14 protein-coding genes are annotated in these 12,404 nt (G+C 38.1%); 12 read left to right on the forward strand and 2 right to left on the reverse strand.

From position 1 onward, the window contains the following. Positions 1 to 83: 83 nt before the first annotated feature. Positions 84 to 332: a YtxH domain-containing protein gene (locus IGI87_RS05510; RefSeq protein ID WP_002357962.1), complete on the forward strand. Its 249-nt coding sequence runs from the start codon at positions 84 to 86 to the stop codon at positions 330 to 332. 57 nt (positions 333 to 389) lie between these two features. Here IGI87_RS05510 and nfsA read toward each other — a convergent pair whose 3' ends face one another. After that, entirely contained in the window at positions 390 to 1,124 is a 735-nt protein-coding gene (gene nfsA / locus IGI87_RS05515; protein WP_104855374.1) for an oxygen-insensitive NADPH nitroreductase, read from the reverse strand. Between the two features lie 83 nt (positions 1,125 to 1,207). Continuing rightward, positions 1,208 to 1,666, reverse strand: a complete 459-nt coding sequence (locus IGI87_RS05520; protein ID WP_002357960.1) for an S-ribosylhomocysteine lyase — start codon at positions 1,664 to 1,666, stop codon at positions 1,208 to 1,210. Between the two features lie 206 nt (positions 1,667 to 1,872). Here IGI87_RS05520 and IGI87_RS05525 point away from each other — a divergent pair, with 206 nt between their 5' ends. The 11 genes from IGI87_RS05525 to yycF all read left to right on the forward strand — a co-directional run bounded on the left by IGI87_RS05525 (position 1,873) and on the right by yycF (position 12,398). Further along, positions 1,873 to 2,940: an aspartate-semialdehyde dehydrogenase gene (locus IGI87_RS05525; RefSeq protein WP_113793835.1), complete on the forward strand. Its 1,068-nt coding sequence runs from the start codon at positions 1,873 to 1,875 to the stop codon at positions 2,938 to 2,940. Positions 2,941 to 2,973: 33 nt separating this feature from the next. Continuing rightward, the gene (gene dapA, locus IGI87_RS05530; RefSeq protein ID WP_438736427.1) at positions 2,974 to 3,846 is read left to right on the forward strand and encodes a 4-hydroxy-tetrahydrodipicolinate synthase; all 873 of its coding nucleotides are present in this window, start codon (positions 2,974 to 2,976) and stop codon (positions 3,844 to 3,846) included. Between the two features lie 30 nt (positions 3,847 to 3,876). Continuing rightward, positions 3,877 to 5,565, forward strand: coding sequence for a ribonuclease J (locus tag IGI87_RS05535; protein WP_104855372.1), 1,689 nt, complete (start codon positions 3,877 to 3,879; stop codon positions 5,563 to 5,565). Positions 5,566 to 5,689: 124 nt separating this feature from the next. Next, the gene (locus IGI87_RS05540; protein WP_438736428.1) at positions 5,690 to 7,072 is read left to right on the forward strand and encodes a bifunctional metallophosphatase/5'-nucleotidase; all 1,383 of its coding nucleotides are present in this window, start codon (positions 5,690 to 5,692) and stop codon (positions 7,070 to 7,072) included. Between the two features lie 34 nt (positions 7,073 to 7,106). Then, a complete protein-coding gene (locus IGI87_RS05545) occupies positions 7,107 to 7,736 on the forward strand; it encodes a YutD family protein (RefSeq protein ID WP_104855370.1) in 630 nt (209 codons plus the stop codon). A gap of 5 nt (positions 7,737 to 7,741) precedes the next feature. After that, on the forward strand, positions 7,742 to 8,512 hold the full coding sequence (locus tag IGI87_RS05550) for a TIGR01457 family HAD-type hydrolase (RefSeq protein ID WP_104855369.1): 771 nt from the start codon (positions 7,742 to 7,744) through the stop codon (positions 8,510 to 8,512). Beyond that, positions 8,500 to 9,153 carry a TIGR01906 family membrane protein gene (locus tag IGI87_RS05555; RefSeq protein ID WP_438736429.1) on the forward strand — a complete coding sequence of 218 codons (654 nt, stop codon included), beginning with the start codon at positions 8,500 to 8,502 and terminating at the stop codon, positions 9,151 to 9,153. Before IGI87_RS05550 ends, IGI87_RS05555 begins: the two co-directional genes overlap by 13 nt. A 126-nt stretch (positions 9,154 to 9,279) precedes the next feature. Then, the gene (locus tag IGI87_RS05560) at positions 9,280 to 9,849 is read left to right on the forward strand and encodes a DUF1836 domain-containing protein (RefSeq protein ID WP_438736430.1); all 570 of its coding nucleotides are present in this window, start codon (positions 9,280 to 9,282) and stop codon (positions 9,847 to 9,849) included. Next, positions 9,842 to 10,702 (forward strand): DegV family protein, encoded by an 861-nt coding sequence (locus IGI87_RS05565; protein ID WP_113793841.1) that lies wholly within the window; start codon positions 9,842 to 9,844, stop codon positions 10,700 to 10,702. The genes IGI87_RS05560 and IGI87_RS05565 overlap by 8 nt, the downstream gene beginning before the upstream one ends. Before the next feature lie 116 nt (positions 10,703 to 10,818). After that, positions 10,819 to 11,520 carry an MIP/aquaporin family protein gene (locus IGI87_RS05570; RefSeq protein WP_174125762.1) on the forward strand — a complete coding sequence of 234 codons (702 nt, stop codon included), beginning with the start codon at positions 10,819 to 10,821 and terminating at the stop codon, positions 11,518 to 11,520. Positions 11,521 to 11,693: 173 nt separating this feature from the next. Then, on the forward strand, positions 11,694 to 12,398 hold the full coding sequence (yycF, locus tag IGI87_RS05575) for a response regulator YycF (RefSeq protein ID WP_002357947.1): 705 nt from the start codon (positions 11,694 to 11,696) through the stop codon (positions 12,396 to 12,398). Positions 12,399 to 12,404: the final 6 nt, after the last annotated feature.

The raw sequence follows: 12,404 nt of genomic DNA on the forward strand, positions 1-12,404 counted from the left end.
TTCGCAGTTCATGCATTATATTTGAAGGAAACGGCTAAGAATGATACTCTTATTATGTAATTAATTATTTAGGAGGGATTAGCATGGCAGATTTAAAAGGACGTTTTGACGATGCAAAAGATAAAGTAGAGGGCACTGCAAAAGAAGCGCAAGGCAAAGTTACGGATGATAAAGGCAAAGAACTTGAAGGAAAAGCTCAATCAACCTTTGCTGACGTAAAAGACAAAGCACGTGATGCCGGTGACGACCTTAAAGAAGGCGCTGAAAAATTAACTGATAAAGTTAAAGAAGGCTTTGAAGACTTAAAAGACAAATTTAGTAAAGATAAATAAAAATAAACAAAAGAGTGTGGGCCTATGTTATTTCAACATAGGCCCACACTCTTTTGTTTAGACATCAAATCCTTGTTTTTGCAAGAAATTTTTAACTTCTGGGCGACGATTATAAGAAAAATAGGATAAAGACTTCTGTGACCAATCCGCTGTTTGGGCGTTGCTTGAGCGGCTGGCATAATAATCTTTTAATAATTCATCATACGCGTGCATGTCTGTCAATTTGTCTGGTTGGTAGTGATTTTCGCTTAAAATATTTTCAAAAGGCATCCGTGGCTTTACGCCATTTAACGTTTCTGGTACACCAATCGTTAATCCAAAAAGTGGTACAGTTAATTCAGGCAAAGATAAGCGTGTGGCCACTGTGTCTAAGTTATTTCGAATGCCGCCAATATAACAAATCCCTAAATCCATAGATTCAGCCGCAATGGCCATGTTCTGCGCAGCAATCGTTGTATCAACGGCAGCTACTAATAATGATTCTGGTGTTTTTAAGGGTTCCAATGATTGCCCCTCTTTTGACAAAATCGTTGCATGACGATACAAATCAGCAACAAAAACATAGAACACACCAGTGTTAACGACATAGTCTTCACAATTCGCTAAACGTCCCAATTCTCTGCGTAGCTCAGGATCTTTGATTTCTATAATTGTATAAGCTTGTAAAAAATTGGAGCTTGATCCTGCTTGAGCTGCAGTAATTAACTGTTGTTTCTGCTTGTCCGTTAACGCTTGATTTTTAAAATGACGAACGGAACGGTGACTTAGTAATTGTTCAATTGTTTGATTCATAAAAAACCTCCGTTTAAATTAAGAAAGAGAACAGAAAAACCCACAGCTTAATAGTGGGTTTTTCTGTCTTTAATTGCTAAAGATTACAGAATGCGTTCAAATGGATCTAAACTAATTCCTTGGTCTAAGACGATTTTTGCGTATTCTTTCGCTGCAAATAAAGAATGATCTTTGTAGTTTCCACACTCTTTTGCAGAAACTGCTGGAACAACTTCTGTATTGATTACTTTGTTTAAAACGTTGACTAATGCATCACGGATTTCTTGTGGTGAATGTTGATCCCACATAATCATATAAAAACCAGTGCGGCAACCCATTGGCGAAATGTCAATGATTCCTTTTAATTCATCACGCATGTTAACTGCTAATAAATGTTCTAACGTGTGTAATGCGCCTGTTGGTAGGGCATCTTTGTTTGGTTGTAAGAAACGTAAGTCATATTTTTCGACTAACGCATCCCCATTTTGTTCTGTGCCAGCAAGGCGAACATATGGTGCTTTTACTGTGTTGTGATCTAATTCAAAACTTTCTACGCGTGCCATGAAATTTCGCTCCCTTTATAATTAAATTCGTTTTAACTATAACAAATTTAAGTCAAAAGTCAATGGATAGTCCTTTGATGGGTAATAGTTTTAAAATATCATGGGAAAATAAAAAAATCATTTTTTTGACTATGTAGGTTTTTTCAATACTATGGTAAAATAGGACAAGTAGCTTTTACAAGAAGGTAAGAGAGGAGTATGGAAATATGGGAAAAGAATATCATGTTGCCGTGGTAGGAGCAACAGGTGCTGTCGGGACAAGAATGATTGAATTGTTAGCAGCAACAAGTTTGCCAATTGCAAGCGTGAGGTTATTGGCGTCTAAGCGTTCTGCGGGACAAGAGATTCAATTTAAAGGACAACCTCTTATCGTGGAAGAATTAGTCCCGGAATCATTTGAAGGAATCGATTTAGCGTTATTTAGTGCTGGTGGGAGTATTTCCGAAAAGTTTGCACCAGAAGCAGTTAAGCGTGGAGCTGTTGTCGTTGACAACACTAGCCATTTTAGAATGGCAAAAGACGTTCCTTTAGTTGTTCCAGAAGTGAACCCGGAAGCCTTAAAAAATCATCAGGGAATCATTGCGAATCCCAATTGTTCTACGATTCAAATGATGGTAGCCTTGGAACCAATTCGGCAAGCGTTTGGCTTAGAACGAATCATCGTTTCAACGTATCAAGCTGTGAGTGGTGCAGGTATCCGTGCAATTAATGAGCTAAAAGAACAAGCCGAAGATTTTTTAGAGGGAAAACCTGTCAGCGAATGGTCAGCTGAAATTTTACCAGCCGGCAGTGACAAAAAACATTATCCAATTGCTTTTAATGCGTTGCCTCAAATTGATGTTTTTTCAGAAGCCGGGTATACCTACGAAGAATGGAAAATGATGAATGAAACCAAAAAAATCATGGGGGACAACAAGCTAAAAGTCGTTGCCACCTGTGTCCGTATTCCGGTAATTTCAGGACATTCTGAATCTGTTTATATAGAAGTGAAACAAGCAGATGCATCGGTCTCAGCCATCCAAGAATTAATGGCGCAAGCTCCAGGTGTAATTTTGCAAGATGAGCCAAGTGAACAACTATATCCACAAGCGCTAAATAGCGTCAATCAGAAAGAAACATTTGTCGGCCGTATTCGTCAAGACGTTGACGTGAAGAACGGTTTCCATTTATGGATTGTATCAGACAACCTATTAAAAGGAGCTGCTTGGAACTCGGTCCAAATTGCTGAAACGCTACACGAAATGAATTTGCTTCGTGTACCTGAAAACGACTAGAAGGTTTGTATTGTATACTCGGGAGGGAATAGGATGGATTTAACGAATGCAACAATTATTACGGCAATGGTTACGCCGTTTCAAGAATCGGGAGAAATAGATTTTGATAAACTACCGCAATTGGTAGAATATTTATTGGCCAATCATACAGAAGGCGTTATTTTAGCAGGAACAACTGGTGAATCACCCACTTTAACTCATGAAGAAGAATTACAATTATTCCAGCGGATTATTGAACTAATCGATGGGCGTATTCCGATTATTTGTGGTGTTGGTACGAATGATACACGTGACTCAGTGGCTTTTGTGAAAGAGTTAGCGACAATCGCTGGTATTGATGCTGTTTTGGCGGTTGTTCCTTATTATAATAAACCAAATCAAGAAGGCATGTATCAACATTTTAAAACCATCGCAGAAGCAAGTGAACTACCAATCATTTTGTATAATGTTCCTAGTAGAACGGCTGCATGTCTAGAAGTGGAAACTACTTTGCGCTTAGCACAATTGGAAAAAATTGTGGCGATTAAAGAATGTGCAGGATTAGATGCAATTACTGAGTTGATTGAAAGAGCGCCAAAAGACTTTCTAGTGTATACTGGAGAAGACGGGTTGGCTTTTGCCACCAAGGCACTTGGCGGACAAGGGGTTATTTCGGTAGCCAGTCATGTCTTCGGTTCGTCAATGTATGAGATGTATCAAGCGCTGGAGCAGGGGAACTTGCCGGAAGCGGCTAAAATTCAACGACAGTTGTTACCAAAAATGAACGCGTTGTTTTCAGTGCCTTCGCCGGCACCCGTGAAAGCAGCCTTAAATCATTTAGGTATTCCTGTTGGAAATTTACGGTTACCTCTAGTTGCTTGTACACCAGAAGAAGAGCAAAGAATTATTCGCACGTTAGAGATTTAAAGAACGTGTAATCATAGAGAGGTGAAAAGAGTGAGTACAATAAAAATCGTTCCATTAGGCGGCGTTCGTGAAAATGGAAAAAATATGTACGTTGCTGAAGTGGAAGATGAAATTTTTGTACTGGATTGTGGATTACAATATCCAGAGAACGAACTTTTAGGAATTGACGTCGTCATTCCGGATTTTACGTATTTAGAAGAAAATAGTGAACGAATTGCAGGGGTCTTTTTAACACATGGCCATGCAGATGCAATTGGGGCCTTACCGTATTTGCTTTCAAAAATTCAAGTGCCTGTTTTTGGGACAGAATTAACGATTGAACTAGCAAAACTAAGTGTCAACAATCATGCGGAAACGAAGAAATTTAAAGATTTCCATGTGATTGACCCACATACAGAAATTGATTTTGGTCAAGCAACGGTGAGCTTCTTTAAAACAACGCACACCATTCCAGATTCGATTGGCGTTAGCATCAAAACAAAAGAAGGCAACATTGTTTATACTGGTGATTTTAAATTTGATCAAAGTGCGATTGAGATGTATCAAACCGATTATGGCCGCTTAGCTGAAATTGGGAAAGAAGGCGTCTTGGCGCTACTTAGTGATTCATCAAATGCTGAAAACCCAGCCCAAGTTGCTTCCGAAGCCCAAATCGCTGATGAAGTGTTCGACACGATTCGATATTGGGAAGGACGAATTATCGTGGCATGTGTGGCAAGTAATTTGCAACGGGTCCAACAAGTATTGAATGCCGCTGATCGTTCTGGTCGTAAAGTCGTTTTGACAGGCCAAGATTTTGAACGGATTATTCGGACGGCGATGAAATTGGAAAAATTACAATTGCCAAGCGAAGATCTATTAGTGAAACCAAAAGAAATGAAAAAATATGCACCAGAACAGTTATTAATTTTAGAAACAGGCCGAATGGGAGAACCTATTAAGTCACTTCAAAAAATGGCTAATAATACACATGGTGTTGTTCGGATTGAAGAAGGCGATTTAGTTTATATTACGACAACGCCAACAACGGCAATGGAAACAACAGTTGCCAAAACAGAGGATATTGTCTATCGGGCCGGTGCTACAGTGAAGCAAATTTCCGACAATTTACGTGTGTCAGGCCACGCTAATCCGAATGACTTGCAATTGATGTTGAATTTAATGAAACCAAAATATTTCATTCCTGTCCAAGGTGAGTACCGCCAGTTAGCTGCGCATGCGGACTTAGCTCACGAAATTGGCATGCCTTATAAAGATATCTTTATTACAGGTCGTGGGGACATTCTAGAATATACAAAAGGTAGAATGTCGGTAGCCGGTAGCACAACGGCCGAAAATATTATGATTGACGGGATTGGTGTCGGCGATATTGGTAATATCGTTTTACGAGATCGTCGTATTCTTTCTGAAGATGGCATTTTTGTGGCTGTCGTGACAATTAATCGTCGAGAAAAACGAATTGTTTCACCAGCTAAAATTACTTCTAGAGGTTTTGTTTACGTTAAAACAAGTAAAGATCTAATGAAAGAAAGTAGCAATATTGTCACAGAAATTGTTGAAAAACATTTAGAGAGTGACGATTTTGAATGGAGCAAATTGAAACAAGAAATTCGTGAAAACTTAAGCCGTTATTTATTTGAACAAACCAAACGTCGTCCTGTGATCTTACCAGTTATCATGGAAGCGACGCAACGCAAGCGTCCCAAAAATAACGCATAGTTCGTCCTGATAAAAGCAGGTGATTTTAGGAGAAATTCTTCTAAAGTCATCTGTTCTTTTTTGTAACTTTCTTCTATAAATATGGTACTATTAATCAGAGCGCTGAATAAAGGAGGCGATTTTAGTGGAAGAGATTGTGTTGTTCCATACCAATGATCTTCATTCTCACTTTGAAAATTGGCCCAAAATACGGCGTCTGGTTAAAGCCAAACGTTCGCTGTACCAAAAAGAGGGCAAAACAGTCGTAACCATTGATTTAGGTGACTTTTCAGATCGGTGTCATCCTTTGACCGAAGCAACAGATGGTCAAGCAAATGTAGCTATAATGAATACAATAGCGTATGACCTGGTTACAATTGGAAATAATGAAGGAATCGGCAATTCAAAGAAACAATTAGAGCATTTATATGATCAGGCAACCTTTGAAGTGATCTTAGCTAATTTACAAGATCCAAAAACTCAAATGTTACCAGATTTTTGTCAAGCATATAAAATAATGACAACTAAAGAAGGCACAAAGTTAGGATTTATTGGTTTAACCGCACCGTTTCCTTTAACGTATAATCCCAATGGCTGGACAATCAAACAAGTGGAAGCAGTCCTTCCTCAACTGATTACAGAAGTTGCCCCTCAATGTGATGTTCTCATTTTGCTTAGTCACTTGGGGATAGATACTGATTTTATGATTGCGGCGAATTATCCTGAAATTCAAGTAATCTTAGGTTCCCATACACATCATTTATTTAAAGATGGGGAAAAAATTAATCATGTACAACTAGCAGCTGCTGGCAAATACGGACAGTATATTGGTGAAGTGCATCTGTTTGTTGATGCTGAAACGAAGCAAGTCACAAGTTATGCGAAAACTATTGAAACAGCAAGTTTAGAAGAGCAAACAAATGATGCCAAGGAAATTGCGGGTTACTTAACGGAAGGTCATCGACTATTGCAAGCGCAGCAAATTGCACAAATCCCAGAAACCCTTTCAACGGACTTACGGCAACCGCATTCCTTTATAACTGTTGCCTTGAAGGCATTAAAAGAAGCGGGACAGACAGATGCAGCTGTATTAAACAACGGGTTATTTTTAGCAGATTTACCAGAAGGAATAATCAATGCAGACCAATTACATGAGGCTTTGCCTCATCCAATGCATTTAATCAAGGTTACTTTGAAAGGGTCAGACATGAGCCGTTTGATTCGTGAAATGGAAAAAAGTCGTCAATTTCTGCGGAAATTTCCTATTCGCGGGATGGGCTTCCGCGGGAAAATTTTTGGCGAATTATGTTATGATGGGATTCAATTTGATCGAAATAGCCAGTCCGTTTTTTGGCAAGGGAAACCTATTCAGCCAGAGCAGAAATATACGCTGACAACAGTGGATCACTTTCAATTTGTCCCGTTTTTCCCAACGATTGAGTTAGTTGGAGAAGTCGAATTTTTGTTTCCAGACGTTTTAAGAACTGTCGTGGCGAACTATCTGCATGACCACTATCCAATCAAATAAAAACAAGGTATAATAAAAACTAGGTGGTGAAAAAATGACAGACAAAAAGACAACCGAAAAAAAAGAAACAGAAACTGCTGCAACCTTTACAGAAGAATTAACAGCAGTTCTTGAAGAAATAAAAGAAGAACCTGTAAAAGAAAAGAAAAAAGGGGAAATTGTCACCGTTGTGAATGAAACAGATATTCAAATTGGTGAAAGAGAGTACCGAATTGTTAAAAATCATCGTGATGCCTTTGATCCTGAACGCTTAGGTGAACGGTTTAGTGAAGTTTTAGCGCGTTATGATTATATCGTGGGAGACTGGGGTTATGAACAGTTACGTTTGCGTGGCTTTTTTGATACTTCCAATCGTCGGGCGGCGCCGGATCAACGAATTGATACACTAGAAGACTATCTGTATGAATATTGTAATTTTGGCTGTGCCTATTTTGTAATTGAGCGAACAGGTGAACGCAAAGAAAAAACAACGCATCGTCGCCGTCGTCATAAAAAGAATAATCGTTCTAACGCGTTTGTCGAGGAAAAGAGTGCGCCCGCTAATAAAAATAGCAAGCCAGTAATTCGTACGCGAAAAGAAGAAAATAAAAAAACGACTACACCAAAACAGCCTAGTCCCAAAAAATCTGGCAAAGGCTTTACGATTCGTCAACGTGAGGAGTAAACAGAGTGAAAAAAGACTATCAAGGATATTTAATTGATTTAGATGGAACGATTTATTTAGGAAAAGAACCAATTCCAGCCGGAAAACGTTTTGTCGAGCAGTTACAGGAAAAAAACTTGCCTTTTTTATTTGTAACGAATAATACCACTAAATCTCCTGAAACAGTGGCCCAACGTTTAGCAAATGAATTTGATATTCATGTCCCAGCATCCCTTGTTTATACAGCGACTTTAGCAACGATTGATTACATGAAAGAAACCAATCGAGGCAAGAAAGTCTTTGTCATCGGCGAGGCTGGTTTAATTGATTTAATTTTAGAAGCAGGTTTTGAATGGGAGGAAACAAATCCTGATTATGTTGTCGTGGGACTTGATACAGAACTATCCTACGAAAAAGTGGTTTTAGCCACCTTAGCTATTCAAAAAGGGGCGTTATTTATTGGGACCAATCCAGATAAGAACATTCCGACAGAAAGAGGCTTATTACCTGGTGCAGGTTCAGTTGTGACGTTTGTGGAGACAGCTACCCAAACAAAACCAGTTTATATTGGTAAACCAAAAGCGATTATCATGGAACGAGCGATTGCGCATTTAGGCGTGGAAAAAGAGCAAGTGATTATGGTTGGAGATAATTATGAAACCGATATTCAATCAGGGATTCAAAATGGTATTGATAGCTTGTTAGTTACATCAGGTTTTACCCCTAAGTCAGCGGTTCCAACTTTACCAACGCCGCCAACCTATGTTGTTGATTCCTTAGATGAATGGACTTTTTGAGTATGATGAGGTCGAAATTGCGCTTAAGGGAAACACTTGGACTCATTTGTTTGTTTTTAACGATTGTGGCTTTAAGTATCACGATTACGATCAATTTTCGTCCATTGTATCTTTTTGATATCCAACACTTAAATATTTTAAAAGACGTAGAGGTTGATCGTGTGACCTTGATTAAAAATTACGATCATTTAATGAGGTACTTAAACAATCCTTTTGAAAAAACATTAGTATTTCCTGATTTCCCCATGTCTGATAGTGCGGCTTTTCATTTTTATGAAGTGAAAAAATTGTTTTTATTGTGCTATGGCGTATTACTAGTTACGTTGTTTCCTAGTGTCCTTTATTTAAAATATTTGGTAAAAAATCAGCGTTTATGGACATTGATACGGCCATTTCAGTGGGGAATGTTCTTGCCTGTGCTTTTTGGCTTTTTCATGCTGATTGGTTTTGATCAATTTTTTATTGCGTTTCATGGATTATTTTTTACCAACGATGCTTGGTTATTTAATCCGCTGACTGATCCAATTATCAATGCCTTACCTGAAGCCTACTTTATGCATTGTTTTATCTTGTTTTTTGTTTTATTAGAAGGCCTGTTTTTAATAGGCATTTTAATCGGAAAACGTTCTTTAAAAAAATAAAGAGAGAAAAGTGAACAATTCCCAAAGTGTTCACTTTTCTTTTTTATTCAATCTAGTTTTAAAAACTAGATTGAATAATTATCAAAAGTATGATATTCTTTTTTAGAAATGGTTAGGAGGGTTTTTATGGACGAGATAGAAAAATCACTACAAGATTGGGGCCAACAATTGGAAAACGTTCATTTGCCAAGATGGCATGAGTTACCAGATATTGAATTATATATGGATCAAGTGATTACTCTGATAGAAAAATACTTATCCCCATTGATTACACTGGAAAAACATACTTTGTTAACTTCCTCAATGGTTAATAATTATGTCAAACACGGGTTAATCCCGGCCCCAGTGAAAAAGCGCTACAATCAAAAACATTTAGCGTTTTTAATTGCGATTACGTTGTTGAAACAAGTGTTAACATTGCCAGAAATTAAGCAAGGCATTTTATTCCAAGGAGCCGCGGTTGGTATTCGTGAAGCGTACAATTTATTTTGTCAAGAACAGGAACGAGCGATTTATGTGATTGCTGCTCAAGCGCAAGAAAAAGAAGTTCAGGCCAAATCACAAGAACCCATGGGGATTGAATATTTGGCTGTAAAAGCAGCGACGATGTCTTTTGCTACTAAAATGTTTAGTGAAAAAGTGATTGAATTGGAACAAGAATACTTAAAAGAAATGGATGAGATGACACATGAATAAAGAAAAGATTGCATTACTGGTTGATTCTGGGACAGATGTTCCAGAGGCATTGGTCAAACAATACGGCATGTATGTCTTGCCCTTACAGATTATTTATCCTGAAAAAACCTATACAGATAAGGTAGATATTACACCAGAAGAAGTGTATCAACGTTTAGAGAAAGAAATTCCTAGTACTTCATTACCAGATGGAGCCACGATCCAAGCTATTTTTGACAAAATTAAAGAAGCGGGTTACGAAAAAGTTTTAGCGGTGACCATTTCTAGTGGTTTAAGTGGAACGTATAATGTGGTTCGCTTGCTTGGAGAACAAACCGAAGGACTAGATGTATTTGTTTTAGATACAAAGAACATTGGTATCGGGGCTGGCATTCAGGCGATTCGAGCAGCAGAATTAATTGAAACAGGACTAGGCTGGCAAGAACTACAACAAAAATTAACAGAAGAAGTAGCCAACGCAAAAGTGTTTTTTAATGTAGCCACTTTAGAATATTTACAAAAGGGTGGACGAATTGGTTTAGTCACTTCTATTTTAGGGAATGCGCTAAAATTAAACCCCATTATTTCTTGTAATGAAGAAGGCATTTACTATACGGTGGCTAAGTCTCGTGGCCGTAAAAAAAGTCTTGATAAAACGTTTGAGTTGGTGACGAACTTTATAGGTGAGGCACCCCGTTTTCGTTTGGCAGTTGCTCACGGTGCGGCAGAGGAAGAAGCAAAAGCCATGATGGAACGCTTGAAAACAGCTTTTCCGCAAGCAGAAGAAATTTACTTTGGAACGATTAGTCCGGCGTTAGTTGTTCATACAGGCCCAGGACTTTTGGGCGTTGGCATACAGTTATTAAATGATTAATTAAATAAAAAATCCTCTCAAATTTTTTGAGGGGATTTTTCATTTAAGATTTCTCTTTTTCATAGAAATATAATTTTTCTGAAAAAATAACGAAAATTATATTGAAAATTTCACAAATGTGTTACAATTCATCTACAAAGGGGGAATTTTTTGTGAAAAAAGCAATAGCAGAATGTTTAGGAACATTTATTCTTGTCTTTTTTGGGACAGGAACAGCTGTTTTAGGAAATGGTATGGAAGGGATTGGAACAACGGGGATTGCCTTAGCATTTGGGTTAACAATCGTTGCTGCTGCCTATAGTATTGGCACAATTTCAGGTGCACATCTAAACCCAGCTGTTTCTCTAGGAATGTGGCTTAATAAACGAATGACAACAATGGAACTAATTTACTATGTAGTTGGACAAATTGTTGGTGGCTTAATTGCTTCATTTGCATTATTAAGCATTCTAAAAGGTGCTGGTAAAAGTATTGAGAACTTAGGCCAAAATGGCGTAGGGGAATTAAGTGTTGCTGGTGCATTGACAGTCGAAATTATTTTAACTTTTATTTTTGTTTTAGTTGTCATGACAGTTACAAGTGCTAAGAAAGGCAATGCTTCATTAGCAGGGATCGTAATTGGGTTAACACTAACAATGATTCACTTAGTTGGTATTCCTTTGACAGGAACTTCTGTCAACCCAGCTCGTAGCATCGCGCCAGCCGTTTTTGCGGGTGGTTCAGCGTTATCTGAGTTGTGGATTTTTATCGTTGCGCCATTAATTGGTGGATTATTAGCCGCACTTGTCGCGAAATTCGTCTTAGATACGGAAGAATAGATTAGCGAAAGAAGAATCTTTGATAACAAGCGTCAATTGTTGTCAGAGATTCTTTTTTTGTTATACTAGGAGAACCTAAAGGCGCATTTTTAACCAAAGATGAAAACATCATCAAAATAAGGTATAATAGGAAAGTATCAAATAAGATTAGAAGGAAAAAGAGGTGTCTCTTTGTGAAGAAAATTTTAGTAGTTGATGACGAGAAGCCAATTTCAGAGATCGTTAAATATAATTTGGTTAAAGAAGGATATGAAGTATTTACTGCTTACGATGGAGAAGAAGCACTTGAAAAAGTGGAAGAAGTGGAACCAGACTTAATTATTTTAGACTTAATGCTCCCTAAAATGGATGGCTTAGAAGTCGCGCGAGAAGTGCGCAAAACACATGATATGCCAATCATTATGGTGACCGCCAAAGATTCTGAAATTGACAAGGTTTTAGGATTAGAATTAGGAGCCGATGACTATGTAACGAAACCATTTTCAAATCGTGAATTAGTCGCTCGTGTAAAAGCTAATTTACGGCGAGGTGCAACCAATGCGAAAGAAGCCGAGGTGACAACGCAATCTGAATTAACGATTGGTGATTTAACCATTCATCCTGATGCATACATGGTCTCAAAACGGGGTGAAAAAATTGAATTAACCCACCGTGAATTTGAGTTACTTTATTACTTAGCAAAACATATCGGACAAGTCATGACTCGTGAACATTTACTACAAACCGTTTGGGGCTATGATTATTTTGGTGATGTGCGGACAGTGGACGTCACCGTACGTCGTTTAAGAGAAAAAATTGAAGATAGTCCAAGTCATCCAACGTATTTAGTTACTCGTCGTGGGGTTGGTTATTATCTAAGAAATCCTGAACAGGAGTAATCAGGT

Origin of the sequence: Enterococcus sp. DIV1444a (assembly GCF_051712125.1) — a bacterium.
GTDB classification, from domain to species: domain Bacteria; phylum Bacillota; class Bacilli; order Lactobacillales; family Enterococcaceae; genus Enterococcus; species Enterococcus faecalis.